Raw genomic sequence first — 16,453 nt, forward strand, 5'->3', positions numbered from 1 at the left:
CAAGTAGTCCTAAAGTTTATCCAACTAACAACCATAGTTAAAAGTCTTATAACGCAAAATTTAAGCAAATTTTGAGGCTTGAGTTATCGAATAAGATAAAGTTTTAAGAGATTTTTTATTCAATTTTGTTTAAACATTATATATGTTTGCATTGTTTTAAATAAATATTATCATGATTACGTAATTCAGTAATATCCTGAAGCTTATATAATCTTTCTTAAGCAAACGAGGTAGATCCAAATTTTTTAACAAGGTTAGTAGCTTTAAAAACGTATCTCACTAGCTCGGGAAGCGCTAGAAGTATTTGAAAACTATCGCCCCTTTCCTAAGTCAGCATAAATGACAATCTCTACACCCAGGATTATCAGCAAGACAAGTTCTATTAAGCCAAGGATATTAATAGCCAAAGTAGATTTTGGTATCAGCAACCAAAATGCTAATAATGCAACAATACCAGAAAAAACAAAAGTAATCTCATCTATGATTAACTGTTCTATTTTACGGCGTTTTCGACGATTGTCATTTCTATGCTCTATTTCCCAGCCAAAAATTGATTCAATATCTGCATATCCAGTATCTTCTTTGATTTTTTCTGTTAGTTTATAGCGAATATATCTACCAATGGCTGTAATTTTTTCATCATTGATCAGGTAAGTCCAACCTAGTATGAGACAAACCCAAGGAATAACAAGGAGTGCATAATAATTAGATTGATTAGAAATACCAAAAGAGATTACAGTACCAAACACTCCTAATGTAACGTACAGTAAGTTGTCCCGGAAACCAATTCTCTGGGTTTGCTCATCCTTTAGTTTCTCATACTCATGAATATAAACTTCCAGCATTTTTTGCTTGTCACTCATATTTTTATCTCCGGCATATCAATTTGTTCTGTTATTTGAACTTAGCAGCAGTTGTACTAAAGGTGAAATACTGAAATAAGTGTAGCCTAATGTTAAGTTAATTCCTACCAGATCGGCAAAACAACGTCTTTGGCTGTACACTACCTTAAGCTACTTGTTTATCAGATGCCCTGCATAGCTTGCTTCTCGGTAGGAGTAAGCATCGACGTTAAAAAATTTGACGACAAATAGTTTTAGTCTTAACTGAACCGTATTGAGTTATATCAGCTTGCAAGTTTATGACGTACAGATAATCGTAGGGGCACAACATGTTGTACCCCTACCCGTGTACTTCATTTACCTGAAATATGCTGTATATCAGTCTAGGATTATTGATTTTGATTGTTTGAGATTACAGTACTGATTTTGTCGTTTTCTAGTTCTCTCATTAAAGAATCAAAACCACTAGCGTTATTTCCACCTTTGGCTAATAAAGACTGAATTTTATTTACGATCGCACTCATATTATCAGAGAAAAATCTACCAAGATTATTAACAAAGTTTTTCAGCTTATCAAATATATTAATGTCTACAGTGGAGTACTTATGGACGATTGGGTATACAACTTTTCCTTTTTCTGTTTCATAGTACTCTTGCTCAGGCATCAACATAGATGTAAGTGGTTGTACCTGTTTTGCCATATCTGCTTCAGTTCGTTTATGGCTGAGAAATAAAACATCGTAAACTTTTCCGTTCCAGCTAGCCCAATAATGGTTTTGGAAAAACCATCGCTTTCCATCATCACAATTGGGTTTCTTCCCTTGATACGGCGTAGTTCCAGCTTCAGTTAAAAAAGGTTTAGCAATACTTTCAACTGTTATTTTTTGGATACCAAAATATTCTTCTGCAACCTTTTTAAACGCACGGGCTAATGTTTGACAATCTCCTTCGGGAGAACCTTTCAAAAGAGTTTCTTGACTCTTGCTCACCATCGTGTATTGAAATTGGATATTTCCAAAGTTTTTGAATAGTTGTTCCAGGATTTTATCTTCTGGCAATGTATCATCTATGCCATTTACTAATGTTTTGGCTAAAGAGTACTCTTGTAAAAATTTTTGTTTTTTATCTGCTGATATTTGTTCAGAGCTTGCTTGTTTGTTGCTGCTACCTGGTAGGTTTGTCTGCTCTCCTTCCTGCTTTTGTAAAGTAGGTGAATTAATTTGGCTGACTACAGAAGTAGCGACTCTATCGGCTTCTTGCTCATACTGATCTCCTGGTTGACCAATAGTGAGTTTTGGCTGTATTAGTGGTTCCCCCAGAGGTTGCATTTGTGCTAGTGACATAGTATCAGCACGTTTGATCGCCATTTTGTCAATATTATGACCAAATCGGAAAGAGTGTTCCTTCCCTTGTTGTAGCGACTCATTCATCTTTGCCTGTAATACAGTGAGTCGTTCTTGTCCTTCTGGGGTGATAGTCCCATGCTTGGCTTGAATTTGGAGTTTTGTTGCCTCAAACCGATCTTGTTGAAATTCTTGATTCTCAACTTTTGCCTGTACTATAGGTTTGTGAGAGCCAAGTTGAGAGTGAGTAGTTAACAAATGGGATCGCAACTGGTTTTGTTCTGACTTAGAAGCGGATGAGTCAGCTTTTTTGTGGATTTGTAGCCGTTCTTTCATCGCAGGTTTCAAAAGTCAATAGTGGATAATTTATATATTATGTCACTTCAGATTGCTTGATTACTTATACTTAAGTCGAATAATGTTAAAACGTATCATCCATTTTTTCTACAAAACTTACGCAAACCATAGCTGAAAACGAAGGTTTCAGCTATGGGCAATCCATTAATCACCCGTACAGTGTTTAGTTTTGCGTAGATTAAGAACGCCGTACATTCAAACAACACCATTCTTTTCGTTTCCACAGGGTAGCAACGACCCAACCATTTTGTTCTAAAGCGTCAGCAACAGCTTTAGATTGTTCTAGTAAAATACCACTGAAGATTGCCCAAGTTTCAGGTTTTGCGATCGCACTCATTTCTGGAATCAACTCAATAATCACATGAGCCAAAATATTGCATACAATACCGTCCACTGGTTTCTCAACCAGTTTTGTTAAAACATCTACGCTTCCCAGTGCTGGTAGTAAACGTTCTGAGCCAATGTCATTCAGGACACCATTACTGATAGTTGATTGCACCGCTAAAGGGTCATTATCTACTGCATAGACTTTTTCGGCTCCCAATAGCAACGCCCCAATGGAAAGGATACCAGAACCACAGCCAATGTCTGCAATTACCAAATGTTCATGTTTCCCACTATTACCCACAAACGATTGAGAAACTCCACTTAGCCGCATTTCTAAGGATTCTAAACATAGCTGAGTGGTGGCATGGTTGCCCGTACCAAATGCTACACCAGGATCGAGACGAATCACTAACCGTTCCGTTGTTTCTGGTAGTGGTAGCCATGCGGGGTTGATTAGGAAGCGATCGCCAATTTCTTGCGGATGCCAATATTGTTTCCAGCTAGTTGCCCAATCTTCCTCATCAATTAACTGCCATTGCAGTGAGGGAGATGAGAGTCCTACACAGAGAGCATCTTGACGCAGCCACAGCGATAGTGCTGCCAAATCTAGCAGTTGTGTTTGAAGTGTCGATAAATAAGCCCTAACTAAAGATGAATTTTCTTTATTTTCACTAGCTGTCCCACGACAGCCAAAATCTTCCAGTCGCCAAAAGATTGAATCTTCTAGGTCTGGCTCACATAAAATCTGTAGTTCCCACCAGGTGTTTGCCATTTTTAGAGTGCTGAGTGCTGAGTGCTGAGTGCTGAGTGCTGTTAGCGGGGCGTTTAGCCCGTGCTGAGTTATGAGTTTGAGAGTTAGGAATTAGGAGTTCTCCTGTCTAACTGCTCACTCCTCGCTATTCACTCCTAACTTTTCTTCACTCAGCACCCACTACTCAGCACTCAGCGCTCATAGAGTTACTGTATAAGCGTCCCGAATACCAGGGACTTTTATAATTTCATCCAAAATGCCTTCTGGTAAAGGGTCATCTATACTCAGAGCCATTACCGCATCACCACGGACGATTTTACGGCCTACTTGCATACTGGCAATATTGACATTAAAACTGCCGAGTAAGGAACCAAGTTTGCCGATAATCCCCGGCATATCGCGGTGCAGGGTAAACAGCATATATTTGCTGGGTGGGACGTTAATGGGGAAACCGTCAACATCCGTTAGGTGAATTTCCCGTTCACCCAACAAAGCGCCGGTGACAGAATGAGTACCTAAAGTACCCGTGGCTTCTAAATGAAGCGTTCCGGCATAGTCTCTGATGGAAGCATCGCGGGTTTCAATTACCCGAATTCCGCGTTCTTTAGCTTCTATGCTGGCATTGACGTAATTTACCCGTTCCCGCAAAGCTTGGTAAAGTAATCCTTTCAGGGCAGCTACTACCAAAGGCTGACTTTTATTGGTTGCAAGTTCCCCTTGCAAACGAATATTGAGTACTTCCACCCGTCCGCCAGCTAGCTGTCCTACTAGATTACCTAGAGTTTCTGCTAGTTGCATGTAGGGTTTGAGTTCTTCCAACACGTCGGGGCCGAGTCCGGGAATGTTGACAGCTGAACGGGCTGGTAGTCCTAAAAGGACATCCCGAATTTGCTCGGCTACATCAATAGCCACATTTACTTGAGCTTCGGCGGTAGAGGCTCCCAAGTGCGGGGTGAGGATGATTTCTTTGCCTAGCGATCGCAATTCCGATTCACCCAGTGGTTCTGACTCGAACACATCTAAGGCTGCACCCCCAATTTTACCCGCTTTCAAAGCTGCTGCTAAAGCTACTTCATCAATGATCCCACCACGAGCGCAGTTGATAATCCGGGCTGTGGGTTTCATCTTTGCCAGGGTTGTGGCATTGATTAAGTGAGTGGTTTCTGGGGTTTTGGGGATGTGTAGGGTGATATAGTCTGCTTGCTGGAAGAGTAAATCTAGCTCCACCAGCTGACAGCCAATTTGTTCGGCTCGTTCTGTAGAAATAAAAGGGTCATAAGCTAGGAGTTTCATCCCCATTGTCTTAGCTACAGCCGCAACATGTGAGCCAATTTTACCCAAACCGACAACGCCAAGAGTTTTTTTGTAGACTTCCGCGCCGACAAAGCTATTGCGATCCCAAGCACCCCGTTTCACCGAAGCGTTAGCATCAGGGATATGGCGAGATAAAGCCAAAATCATCGCTAGCGCGTGTTCAGCCGCAGCAATTGTATTTCCCTCTGGAGAATTGACTACTACAATTCCCCGGCGTGTGGCTGCGGGAACATCCACATTATCCACACCCACGCCAGCACGACCGATGATTTTTAGCTGAGTGCCTGCTTCAATGATTTCTTGAGTGACACGTGTACTAGAGCGAATCATCAGTGCGTCATACTCACCAATAATTTCGAGCAGTTGGGCTGGTTTTAGACCTAGTTTGACATCAACAGTTGCAACTTGCGAAAGAATGTCAATTCCAGCTTGGTCAATCGAATCAGAGACAAGAACCTTAGACATGATTACTTCATTTAAAGCTACAGGTTTTGCTGCACAAGACTTTTTAGTTTAGTCTTTATCTGTCGCAATTGAGCAAAAATTATTCGTTTGAATATCGACTTAACCTTAACTTACACTATCTAGTGGTGGTATCAAAGCATGAGTTGCTTTCGGTGGATACTGCCTCCTAAGTATTTGAAGGTGAGTGGCTATTTGCATCATCCTGTCGCTAAATATAAAGCATGAATAGCACTAAGCACCGATATATTTATTAATAGTTAAGAGTTACCAAAATTTTATCGGCTGAAGCAACTTTCTGAGTGGGGTAAAAATGCCCGTATTCTTGACTGGGCTACAACTTCAGATCGGGCAATACTATAGACAACCACGAAACGAGCGAGTAACTATTATATCTATCAAATCTTGGCTATTTCTAGATACCACAAGTGGTATCCCTTAGTCAAAGCAAAATATTGCAACTTTTATCCCAAACAGGCGCTAAATTCACCAACCGATCGGCTTTTGACTTGCTCGTATCGCATATTACCATTAGCTTTTTGGTCAAACCTCCATCTTACCATAAAATATTTGTGCAATAGTCTAAGGAAGTCGTGAAAACTTTCTGAGAAGTTTAATGTTCTATTGAAGATGAATAAAGCTCAATTCACTAAAAATACTTACTTCCAAAAGATTGAAGGCAAACCGGATTGTAGCTATCTTTAGAATTACTAATTTTCCTTTTTTTCTTCCTAAAGATTAAATTTAATCAAGGCAAATTGTAGATAAAAAATATATCAATAGTTTTGTATGATTTTTTCAGCAAGGTTAGCCCTAGAAAACAACAATAAATAAAATAACAAATGCCTAGACTTGTAGGACAACGCTCTAATACTGGAGCGAATATCACCAGCTTAATCATTCTGCTTGCCATATTTGGGGTACTTTCCGAATACCTTGGTGTGATTGATATAGTTCCCGGCTTTGGACGAGAAGGACGATATTTTCAACTGAAGTTTCGGGTGACTAACGAACAAATGATTCAACAACCAAATCAATAAAAAGACCAGGGATATATAATGCTTAAAGGTACTGATATTCTCGATAAAGTGGTCGTCACCTACGACACAGGTAAGAAAATTGTCCGAATCATCGATTTAATTGTCGATCAAGAACGCAATCAACTTTTGGGTTTTCTAGTTGCAGAGAAGGGACTGTTTCGAGACGCAAAAGTGATTCCTTTACAAGAAGTACAAGCCATCGGGTCAGATGCGATCGTAGTTAAGTCGAAAAAATCGGTTGTGAAGGCACATCGTGTCCCTGTAATTAAAGAGATTCTGCACCAGAATATCGTCCTGAAAAAAAAGAAAATTCTAACTACAGAGGGACTTTATCTCGGTGGATTGGTGGATTTGTTCTTTGATGAGCATAGTGGACTGGTGGAAGGATACGAAGTTTCTGGCGGTGTATTTGCCGATGCTTATTCTGGGCGATCGTTTGTTCCTGCTAGCGAAACACTGAAAATTGGTGATGATGTTGCTTTTGTACCTCCAGAAATTGCTCAATTGATGGAAGAACAGGTTGGTGGTATCCGAGGAGCCGTTCAGGCAACTGGAGATAAATTGCAGGACTCGGCCCAGACTACTAACCGCAGACTGCAAACAGCAGCTCAAACTGTGAATGAGCAACTACAAAGCTCGGTAGAGAAAGTGAACCGCGAGCTACTCTCAGCAAGCCAGAATGCAGGTGAGCAATTGCAAGCCGCAACTGATGTTACTAGCAGCAAACTACAAGACTTCAATCGAGATGCAACTGCTTCCCTGACTAACAATTTGGTCGATCCTGCCGAACAAAAAGTATATGTGATTGGCAAGCGTCTCGAGCGGGATGTGCTGACTCCAGATGGGAATGTACTGCTACTAAAGGGTCAAGAAGTCACCCTAATTGATGCAGAAACGGCCGATCGCCTGGGTATCCTTGATGAACTCTATCGAGCCACGGGTGGCAGTCTGACTGCCAACATCAGCCGCAATTTGCAAGCAGCAACAGAATCTATTGGCAATCGAATTGGGAGCGTAACTCAGAGCAGTGCCGCTAGTCTGCGTCAGTCAGTTGATTCCTTGGCAGCAAATGTAGCGATCCAGCAGGCAAGAGGGCGCAGAGTCCTGCGAACAGTGCGTACTGACGATGGCTTAATTATTGCGGCATCTGGGCAGATTGTGACAGAACCCCTTCTCGATCGCGCTCAGATTTACGCCAAAGAAGCAGAATTGCTGAACGCTGTCGGTCTAAATCTGGCAACCGCAGTCCGTTCTACCGCAAGTGACACATGGTTAGAAAACAAAGTTCAACTGGACGATCGAGTAAGCATCGCTCAAGAGAACCTCAACACTTTCTGGCAAGCCTTGAAAGCGAAGGCAGAAAAGTTACAAGGACGCAGCAGACGGGCAATAAAAAATCAACGAATTGAACAAGCATTGGGTCGTCCAGTTACCCGTGTCATTCTTGACCCAGAAGACAACGTGATATTGAATGTAGGTGAATTGATTACACATCGCGCCGTCAGTCAAGCTGAAACAAGTGGAGTTCTGAATATCTTACTAAGTTCGGTCTATAGCAAGGAGCCACAAATCTCTGACAAAGAGTTACGTGCTTCAGAACATGGAACAGCAGCCTTAGTGCATCATGGTAATGGGCGATCGCAACTTGAAGCCGAATCGATCTTGTAACTTTGCCCATAAAATAATCAAAAAAGGTCAAGATGGTTATTTATCGTGTGCGAGCAAGTTAGGTAGAACAAAAATATGCGCTAACCACTGATTTGTGCGATCGCAATCAAATTTCTACATCACATATCATTTTTCCTGGGATAGAGATTGCGATCGCAGAAATGGACATATTTTAGGGCAACTGCTCAAGCTCAAATACACAAATAATTTTGGGCTTGATGCACGTTCCTATTCCAATACTATTCATGGGCGTTAATTGCTAGCAGAGAAATCGCTATAATTCTGGTGAGCTAAATAGAACCAAATATCCTTTGAGTTTTGGGAAAACCAGCCATGTTAGAGTACAACTTGCCAAGGTACTTGCCCTCAGCCGAGGAACTACCAGACTCTGATGAAACGCCTGTGGATAATGAACTGCAAGAATTGATACCAGGCTTGCTGAAGGCGATCTTGCTGATGCTTTGGTCAGAGCGCATGGACTGGTTATTTGCCATAGATATGGGTATTTATTATCACCCCGATAAACCGCCCATTGTGCCAGATGGGTTTTTGAGCTTGGGGGTAGAGCGGTTTTATGATGAAGAGTTGCGTCCCAGTTATGTGCTATGGGATGAAAATGTTGTACCGATTTTCGTGTTAGAAGTAGTTTCCCAAAATTATCGCAAGGAATACACGACTAAATTGGATGAATATGAGGCTTTGGGTGTACTTTACTACGTCATTTATTCCTCTCGTCGCCGCCGCAAACCCCATCTGGAAGTACATAAGTTAGTTAATGGTAAGTATGAATTGCAAGAAGGAAACCCCGTTTGGCTACCAGAAATCGGCTTAGGAATTGGTTGTGAAAGGGGAAATTATTGCGGTGTAACGCGGGAATGGATGTATTGGTATGATGAGCAAGGACAACGGTATCTCACGCCCGCAGAACAGGTAAAACAAGAAGCGCAACGCGCTCAACAAGAAGCACAACGCGCTCAACAAGCAGAAGAACGGGTGCAACAATTGACACAACAATTAAGAGCGCTAGGAATAGATCCAGATAATCAGGGTTAAGTAGGTAGGCATAATTAAATATAAGATGTCATTACGAAGCTAATCCTAGAGACTTTGCGATCGCTTCACTTTGCTCGCAATGACGGAATATATTATATTTATTCACGCCCATCTACTTAACTGGAATATTTTGCAATATTTTCAACTGGACTGAAAAATCCGATTTCTCAGATTTATGTATTTTTCATACAGCAGAATTCAGCTGTGGAGCAAGGAAAGCTCTGCATTTTGAGAATCACTATCACTATAGTAGCGAAGAAGGTCTGCAAATAGCTGAGTTACGCGATCGCTAGTCTGATGACTGAATGTATCATTAACATTTTTAAAATAATCGATCTTGCAGCTGCTTCCATTGCTCGGAATCAGGTTTGGGGAAAAGGGTAATGGGTTTGAGTTAAAGTTTTTTCTTTACCCTTACCCTTTCCCATTTTCGCCTTAACCGAGAAGTATTAGAATTCTGGCTCATGAATGAATTTTGAGAGAAAAACTATTGTTTTTTAGGAATAACATTCCTGATTCCACTTTTATTAGAGACAGTATCACCTTTGTAGCGAGGGATAATATGAATACTGGCGTGCATAATATTTTGACCTGCGGCTCGATTGATATTCATTCCTATATTAAAGCCATCAGGTTCAAATTCTGCTTTGAGAATTTCTTGTACTTTATTCACCATGAACCAACAAGCAGATTGCTCTTTCATCGGCAGTTCAAAATAACTGCTAACGTGACGTTTGGGAATAATTAAAATATGTCCTTTACTTATAGGATAGCCATCAAACATAGCATAAGCAGTTGCTGATTCAGTTAATAGTTTGAGATTTTTATTAGGATTACAGAATATACAATAATTAGATGAATTTCGCTGATGATTATAGTGACCATACTCATATAATTCCCGATATTCATCTAAGCAGACTGAAGTAAAGGGAAGTTTTACAATACACTGGTAAGTAGGTTTTTTATGAACATAATGTTCTCGAAATCCTTCTTTTTTGAGATCCCTTCTTACAGCATAATAAGCTTTACCTCCTGGTTTTAATAAATGTGATACTTCCATAATAACATTAGTTTGTTCTTCAATAAATAAAACATTCAAAACATAGAAGCAAATTATGGTATCAAATTTAGTATCAGGATATTGTGGAAAGTAATAAGGGTCATAGGCTGTAATATCAAAACCTTTTTGGCGTAATATCTTAACATCATTACCAAAGCCACAACCAAAGTCTAGTATTTTGCCTTGGAGAAGGTTTTGATTCAATAAAAACTGTGCAGGAAACGATAGATAACTTCTTTCGATGGCAGTCAGATGGCTAAATTGATTTTTTTGCTGTTTCATAGAATTTTGGTGCTGATGTCCCAAAATTATTATTCCCAGCATTGCTTGAGGTTATGCGATGTCTACAACGAGCTACGCCTACGCATCAGGGTCAATACCTAGCTCACGTAACTTAGCTGCTAATATATCAGCACGTTGGCGTTCCTGTTCAGCACGTTGGTATTCCTGTTCAGCACGTTGGCGTTCCTGTTCAGCACGTTGGCGTTCCTGTTCAGCACGTTGGCGTTCCTGTTCAGCACGTTGGTGTTCCTGTTGGGCTTGTTCGCTGCTCCACAAGAGCATATTTCCTTGGGTATCCCACCAGCGCAGCCAATTCATGGTTTGACATAATCTTTCACCTTGCCAAATTCCGAGAAATAACTCTAACTCAGGAATCCAGTAACGTCCATTAGCGTCTGCTTGCTGCAAGGTATATTGTCCATTTTGTAAGCAGCGTAGTTCTATACTTGGCTCGTAAGGGTCGTAGGTTACGTAGGTTGGAACTTGGAGAATCTTTTCGTAATAATAGAGTTTACCGTAGGGTGGAGTTGAACGGACTGATAGTTCTCCGCCTTCTGTGTCTGAGAGAAATTCCATCACCACAGCCACAGCAGCGCCTTCTAAATTCGGGGTATAGCTGCGACGAACTACATTTGTCCCTACAGACTGCACTTGAGGGACATAAAACCAGTCTGGGGCTTTGACAACGATTTTTTTATTGACTGTGGCTACAAGTCCAAAATTAGAGCCAATCAGCATTTGAGGTTGGATGCGTCCTGTGCTTCCCAAAGCATCGGTAAGCGCAGCAGCGATCGCAGGTTGTTGAATATTTTCCACTGGATCGTCGGGTAAAATGAAGTCGGCAGGAAGTGCTTCCCAAGTAACAGTAGGTTCTTTTTGGATGGGGTTAACTTGTAAAACCATAAAACTACTCCTAATATTAATGCACAGTTATTAGTTACTTTTAACAAATCTTCAGGGCGCACAACTGTGCATTCCTACTAGAAATCTGGAAAGATTCTCTGACAGATGTATATACTCGTAGTCAAGCACTTAGCAGGCGTGAGTATGATAGTTGAGTGGTTTACTCTCTGGATAGGTCAAAAAGCGGTTGGATTTCTTGTCAAAACTATTATTAGCGAAGAATTTTTCAAAGATTTAGTTAAGGACTACGCTAAAGATTTTTTCAAAAATATCTTTAATAATGCTGTAACTGCGCCCTTTAAGCAAGAACCGCTTCAGAAAGCTGTAGTTATGGCGCTAACAGAATTTTTGCAAGCGATGCAGCAACAGTTAAAGGTTCGTTGCAAACTTGATGAAGCTGAAATTAAAAATTATGTTGAAGATATCAAGATATTTATCCGTGAAAAATCGGTTAAGGAAGTTCTTGGTCAGGCTTTTGATATTAAATGTGATTCTCTAGATTTTAAAACACTAGCAGATAGTTGGAAAAGACTTCAACTCCAACCTCTTCCACCTAAATTTAACTGGCAAACAATTATAGAACAGTATCTCATACAAGTTCAAGATATTCTTTCGGATTCAGAAGAGTTACGCTATATCTTGGAAATTAAAAAATTATTCAGTATTGATAAGACTTTAAAAGAAAACGCTGATATTCCCAAGGATTTTAATTTACCACAATATTTAGAAACTATTCGCGAACGTTACGGCAATCTGAAGTTAGATAGCTTAGAAACTACATCCCGCGAACATCCGGTAAATTTATGGCAAATGTTTATCCCGCAAAATGTGCGGCAAGTTTATCAGGTTTTACCAGAACTGCCTAAAGAACATCTCCGCAGGCTACAAGAAAGTAACCAATTAGATACGGAATTTGAAATAGAAAAGTTTCAAGAAGAAACAGAACGTTATCAACGCAATTATTTTGAGCAGCCAATCCGTTCAGTATTAGATGTTATCCAAGATAAGCAACGCAAAAATTATTTAGTTATTTTAGGCGATCCTGGTTCCGGTAAGTCTACATTGTTGCAATACCTAGCATTAGATTGGGTAGAAAAAACTCTCGAACAGAATGATTTTAATCTGCCAATTCCTTTGCTGATTGAATTACGCAATTATATGCGCGATCGCGATGCAGGTAGTTGTAATAATTTTCTCCAATTTTACCATAATAGTCCTAATTGTTTTTATCACCTCAATCAGCATAAATTGCATGAGCAGCTAAAGGCTGGTAACGCTTTAGTTATGTTTGATGGGTTGGATGAAATCTTTGAATCGACGAAGCGGGAAGAAGTAATTACCTCTATTCATCGTTTCACTAATGAATATCCCGATGTGCAGGTAATTGTGACTTCTCGGATTATCGGCTATAAGCAACAACAATTGCGAGATGCAGAGTTTCGCCACTTCATGTTGCAAGATTTAGAATCAGCACAGATTATAGATTTTATTGAACGTTGGCATGATAAAACTTTTAGTCAAGCGGAAGAAAGAGATAAAAATATCAAACGAGAGCGTCTACAAAGAGTAATTAATGAATCGAAAGCAATTGCCGAACTAGCACAAAATCCTCTGCTGTTAACTATGATGGCAATTCTCAACCTCAAGCGGGAATTACCCAGAGATAGAAGTGAACTGTATAAAGATGCTTCAGAGGTTCTGCTGCATAATTGGGACGACGGACGCAATTTAAAACCGGATGAACGTCTGGATGTTATTGATTATAAAGATAAACAGGCAATGTTGCGTCAAGTTGCTTATCAAATGCAAACCAGTGAAAAAGGTTTAGCTGGCAACATTATCTATGCAGATGATTTAGAAGCAATCTTCACTAAATATCTGCAAAGCATACCAGTGAGTGATGCCAGAGATAAAGCCAGACGGTTAATGAAACAACTGCGCGATCGCAATTTTATTTTATGTTTCTTGGGTGCAGATTACTATGCCTTTGTGCATCGGACTTTTTTAGAATATTTCTGTGCTTGGGAGTTTGTCTGGCAGTTTGAGAAGGAACGCAGTATTACAATTGAGTATCTCAAAACTGAAGTTTTTGGCAAACACTGGCAAGATGAAACTTGGCATGAGGTGTTGCTGTTAATTGCCGGAATGATTGAGGCAAAATTTGTTGGTGAAATTCTTGATTACTTAATGGCGCAAGATAGCGAAGAAGAAAAGTTTGTCAATCTCTTTTTAGCGGCTAAGTGTCTTGGAGAAGTGAGAAATCGCTCGGCGATCGCGTCAGCAGCTACTAAATTATTTAATCAGCTCAAAAACTTAACTAAATATAAAGATTGGCAGGTACGTGATAGAGCTGTAGAAGAGTTAGTGTATGGATGGAAAGATGATCCGGATACTTTATCAATTTTCAAACAACACGCCATCGATGATGACCTTGGTTTTGATCGACAACAGGCAGTGTACCGTTTAGTAAGATTGTGGAAAGATCACCCTGATACCTTACTTTGGATCAAAGAACGTGCTACTAAGGATAATGTTTCAAGTATCCGACGTGGAGCAATACGACAATTGATCCGAGAATGGAAGAATGACCTTAGTGTGTTTGAGCTATTGTGCAATATTGCTATCAGTGACCCTTTTGAGCGTCAGTTGATACTTGAAGATAACCCTCGGCAAATAGCACTTGAGGCAATCATTGAGCAATATCCTCAGCATTCCCAGACTTTAGCACTGTTAAGCGACAGAGCCAAGAATGATCCAGATGAGGAAGTACGACAGTTTGCTCAACAGAAGTTGGCAGAATTAGAGAAGTAAAAAAGTTTCAAAAATATGAACTACACAGAAGTTCGTCAACAAATCAACCAATATCTAAATGGATTGTCTTCAGAACGCCTATAACTGGTTGCTGACTTCTTAGCTGATCTAGCAGATAAAGAAAGTGAAGATGCTACCCAAGAGTTACTTGATAATTCGTAATTCGTAATTCGTAATTCGTAATTATGTTTCAGAAGAATGAAATATACAATCGTTATTCAGTGGTCTGATGAAGATGAGTGTTTTGTTGTAAGTCTTCCTGAATGGGGAGAGTTTTGTCATACTCACAGAGATACTTACGAAGAAGCTTTCAAAAATGCTCAAGAAGTTTTAGAAATGCTGATTGAATCATCTTTGGCTGACAGTCAACCTCTACCAGAGCCAAAAACGCTAGAAAAGTCCTTAAAAGTAGCATAACTCTAAAGAGCATAGTTTACCGCCGTAGGCATCGCTTGACACTTAAGATAGTCGTTACACAGCTATCCATTTGAAAACTGCTGTATAAACAGACTCTCAAAATTCCTCAAGAACTTTTAGATATATTGAATGAATCATCCTGAGCAGATATTCATGGTGAACTGTTACCCAAGCTGAAAACACTAGAACAGTGGTAAAAAATAGCAAAACTCCAAAAAAGCGCTCTCTCAACATTTACCCAAATAATCTTATTTTAGCGATCGCACCGCCATCTTGCTCAAAGAACAGAAAACCATTACTACTTGTGGCGCTGCTGCACCCAAAACGAATTGATTGATAGCGTTTAAAACATCCTCTAAGAGCGTTATAGAATAGAAATAAATCTTATATACATTAGCTAATTAAGCAAAATTGACCATGACCACTTCTAAACGCCAATACCACATTACTACCTTCGGTTGTCAGATGAATAAAGCTGACTCAGAGCGCATGGCTGGCGTTTTGGAAGACATGGGCTTTGAATGGTCTGAAGACCCAAATAATGCAGATGTGATTCTCTACAATACCTGCACAATTCGAGATAATGCCGAGCAAAAAGTATATTCCTACCTTGGCAGACAAGCGAAGCGCAAGCATGAGCAGCCTGATTTAACCCTCATCGTTGCTGGTTGTGTTGCCCAGCAAGAAGGCGAAGCGCTGTTGCGGCGAGTTCCAGAATTAGATTTGGTAATGGGGCCACAACACGCCAACCGTCTCAAAGATTTACTGGAGTCGGTGTTTGACGGCAATCAAGTTGTCGCAACCGAGTCGGTTCATATTATTGAAGATATCACCCAGCCACGACGGGATAGTAAAGTCACAGCTTGGGTAAATGTAATTTACGGCTGTAACGAACGCTGCACCTATTGCGTGGTTCCTAATGTGCGCGGTATCGAACAATCTCGCACACCATCAGCAATCCGGGCTGAAATGGAAGAATTAGGACGGCAAGGTTATAAAGAAATCACTTTACTTGGTCAAAATATTGACGCTTACGGTAGAGATTTGCCAGGAGCAACAGCAGAGGGACGACATCTGCACAACTTTACAGATTTACTTTATTACGTCCATGATGTACCAGGGATTGAAAGGTTAAGATTTGCTACTAGCCATCCCCGTTATTTTACAGAGAGATTAATTAAGGCTTGTGCTGAGTTGCCCAAAGTCTGCAAACACTTCCATATTCCCTTTCAATCTGGGGATAATGAACTTTTAAAGGCGATGTCGCGGGGTTATACCCATGAGAAATATCGCCGGATTATCGATACTATTCGGCGATATATGCCAGATGCTTCCATTAGTGCTGATGCAATTGTCGGTTTTCCTGGGGAGACAGAAGCACAGTTTGAAAATACCTTGAAACTGGTGGAAGATATTGGCTTTGATATGTTGAATACAGCAGCATATTCGCCGCGTCCAGGGACACCAGCCGCATTGTGGGACAATCAACTAAGTGAAGAAATTAAAAGCGATCGCCTCCAACGCCTCAATCATCTGGGAAACTTGAAAGTAGCCGAGCGATCGCAACGTTACTTCGGACGCATCGAAGAAGTTTTAGTAGAAGACCAAAATCCTAAAGATCAAACCCAGGTGATGGGACGCACTGATGGTAATCGTCTGACATTCTTCAGTGGCGACATCAAAGAATTGAAAGGGCAGTTAGTCAAGGTAAAAATTACCGAAGTTCGTCCTTTTAGTTTGACTGGTGAACCAGTTGAAGTGAGACAAGCTATATCAGTATGAAAAAAAGGGGGAAAGGGAACCTCATATTTAACCTTTTTTTC

12 protein-coding genes are annotated in these 16,453 nt (G+C 40.4%); 6 read left to right on the forward strand and 6 right to left on the reverse strand.

The window, feature by feature from the left end; translation table 11 throughout:
• Positions 1-311: 311 nt before the first annotated feature.
• The 4 genes from RMZ41_RS02815 to serA all read right to left on the reverse strand — a co-directional run bounded on the left by RMZ41_RS02815 (position 312) and on the right by serA (position 5,399).
• Positions 312-863: a hypothetical protein gene (locus RMZ41_RS02815; protein ID WP_322644359.1), complete on the reverse strand. Its 552-nt coding sequence runs from the start codon at positions 861-863 to the stop codon at positions 312-314.
• Between the two features lie 368 nt (positions 864-1,231).
• Positions 1,232-2,521: a hypothetical protein gene (locus RMZ41_RS02820; protein ID WP_322644358.1), complete on the reverse strand. Its 1,290-nt coding sequence runs from the start codon at positions 2,519-2,521 to the stop codon at positions 1,232-1,234.
• 199 nt (positions 2,522-2,720) lie between these two features.
• Positions 2,721-3,641: a 50S ribosomal protein L11 methyltransferase gene (prmA, locus tag RMZ41_RS02825; protein ID WP_322644357.1), complete on the reverse strand. Its 921-nt coding sequence runs from the start codon at positions 3,639-3,641 to the stop codon at positions 2,721-2,723.
• Positions 3,642-3,818: 177 nt separating this feature from the next.
• Positions 3,819-5,399, reverse strand: a complete 1,581-nt coding sequence (gene serA / locus RMZ41_RS02830) for a phosphoglycerate dehydrogenase (RefSeq protein WP_322644356.1) — start codon at positions 5,397-5,399, stop codon at positions 3,819-3,821.
• Between the two features lie 839 nt (positions 5,400-6,238).
• Between serA and RMZ41_RS02835 the strand changes: the two genes are divergently transcribed.
• The 3 genes from RMZ41_RS02835 (at position 6,239) to RMZ41_RS02845 (ending at position 9,157) form a co-directional block, all read left to right on the forward strand.
• Positions 6,239-6,436: a hypothetical protein gene (locus RMZ41_RS02835; protein ID WP_322644355.1), complete on the forward strand. Its 198-nt coding sequence runs from the start codon at positions 6,239-6,241 to the stop codon at positions 6,434-6,436.
• A gap of 18 nt (positions 6,437-6,454) precedes the next feature.
• Entirely contained in the window at positions 6,455-8,104 is a 1,650-nt protein-coding gene (locus RMZ41_RS02840) for a PRC-barrel domain-containing protein (protein WP_322644354.1), read from the forward strand.
• Positions 8,105-8,437: 333 nt separating this feature from the next.
• Positions 8,438-9,157 carry a Uma2 family endonuclease gene (locus RMZ41_RS02845; RefSeq protein ID WP_322644353.1) on the forward strand — a complete coding sequence of 240 codons (720 nt, stop codon included), beginning with the start codon at positions 8,438-8,440 and terminating at the stop codon, positions 9,155-9,157.
• A 487-nt stretch (positions 9,158-9,644) separates the two neighbouring features.
• Here RMZ41_RS02845 and RMZ41_RS02850 read toward each other — a convergent pair whose 3' ends face one another.
• Both RMZ41_RS02850 and RMZ41_RS02855 read right to left on the reverse strand, forming a co-directional pair.
• Positions 9,645-10,499, reverse strand: a complete 855-nt coding sequence (locus RMZ41_RS02850) for a bifunctional class I SAM-dependent methyltransferase/HIT family protein (RefSeq protein WP_322644352.1) — start codon at positions 10,497-10,499, stop codon at positions 9,645-9,647.
• Positions 10,500-10,577: 78 nt separating this feature from the next.
• Complete coding sequence (locus RMZ41_RS02855; protein WP_322734405.1) at positions 10,578-11,402, reverse strand: Uma2 family endonuclease; 825 nt, start codon at positions 11,400-11,402, stop codon at positions 10,578-10,580.
• 105 nt (positions 11,403-11,507) lie between these two features.
• Here RMZ41_RS02855 and RMZ41_RS02860 point away from each other — a divergent pair, with 105 nt between their 5' ends.
• From RMZ41_RS02860 to miaB, 3 genes are all read left to right on the forward strand, one after another.
• Positions 11,508-14,213 carry an NACHT domain-containing protein gene (locus RMZ41_RS02860; RefSeq protein ID WP_322644350.1) on the forward strand — a complete coding sequence of 902 codons (2,706 nt, stop codon included), beginning with the start codon at positions 11,508-11,510 and terminating at the stop codon, positions 14,211-14,213.
• A gap of 198 nt (positions 14,214-14,411) precedes the next feature.
• Positions 14,412-14,630, forward strand: a complete 219-nt coding sequence (locus RMZ41_RS02865; protein WP_322644349.1) for a type II toxin-antitoxin system HicB family antitoxin — start codon at positions 14,412-14,414, stop codon at positions 14,628-14,630.
• A gap of 417 nt (positions 14,631-15,047) precedes the next feature.
• Positions 15,048-16,412 carry a tRNA (N6-isopentenyl adenosine(37)-C2)-methylthiotransferase MiaB gene (gene miaB / locus RMZ41_RS02870; protein WP_322644348.1) on the forward strand — a complete coding sequence of 455 codons (1,365 nt, stop codon included), beginning with the start codon at positions 15,048-15,050 and terminating at the stop codon, positions 16,410-16,412.
• The last annotated feature ends 41 nt before the right edge of the window (positions 16,413-16,453 follow it).

Source organism: Nostoc sp. DedVER02 (assembly GCF_034530675.2).
GTDB lineage: Bacteria > Cyanobacteriota > Cyanobacteriia > Cyanobacteriales > Nostocaceae > Nostoc.

Excerpts from the sequence above, each read along its gene's own strand:
- RMZ41_RS02855 (WP_322734405.1), bottom strand. The coding sequence starts at position 11,402 with ATGGTTTTACAAGTTAACCCCATCCAAAAAGAACCTACTGTTACTTGG.
- RMZ41_RS02850 (WP_322644352.1), bottom strand. The coding sequence starts at position 10,499 with ATGAAACAGCAAAAAAATCAATTTAGCCATCTGACTGCCATCGAAAGA.
- RMZ41_RS02820 (WP_322644358.1), bottom strand. The coding sequence starts at position 2,521 with ATGAAAGAACGGCTACAAATCCACAAAAAAGCTGACTCATCCGCTTCT.
- RMZ41_RS02815 (WP_322644359.1), bottom strand. The coding sequence starts at position 863 with ATGAGTGACAAGCAAAAAATGCTGGAAGTTTATATTCATGAGTATGAG.
- RMZ41_RS02860 (WP_322644350.1), top strand. The coding sequence starts at position 11,508 with ATGTATATACTCGTAGTCAAGCACTTAGCAGGCGTGAGTATGATAGTT.
- RMZ41_RS02865 (WP_322644349.1), top strand. The coding sequence starts at position 14,412 with ATGAAATATACAATCGTTATTCAGTGGTCTGATGAAGATGAGTGTTTT.
- RMZ41_RS02840 (WP_322644354.1), top strand. The coding sequence starts at position 6,455 with ATGCTTAAAGGTACTGATATTCTCGATAAAGTGGTCGTCACCTACGAC.
- prmA (WP_322644357.1), bottom strand. The coding sequence starts at position 3,641 with ATGGCAAACACCTGGTGGGAACTACAGATTTTATGTGAGCCAGACCTA.
- RMZ41_RS02845 (WP_322644353.1), top strand. The coding sequence starts at position 8,438 with ATGTTAGAGTACAACTTGCCAAGGTACTTGCCCTCAGCCGAGGAACTA.
- miaB (WP_322644348.1), top strand. The coding sequence starts at position 15,048 with ATGACCACTTCTAAACGCCAATACCACATTACTACCTTCGGTTGTCAG.
- RMZ41_RS02835 (WP_322644355.1), top strand. The coding sequence starts at position 6,239 with ATGCCTAGACTTGTAGGACAACGCTCTAATACTGGAGCGAATATCACC.
- serA (WP_322644356.1), bottom strand. The coding sequence starts at position 5,399 with ATGTCTAAGGTTCTTGTCTCTGATTCGATTGACCAAGCTGGAATTGAC.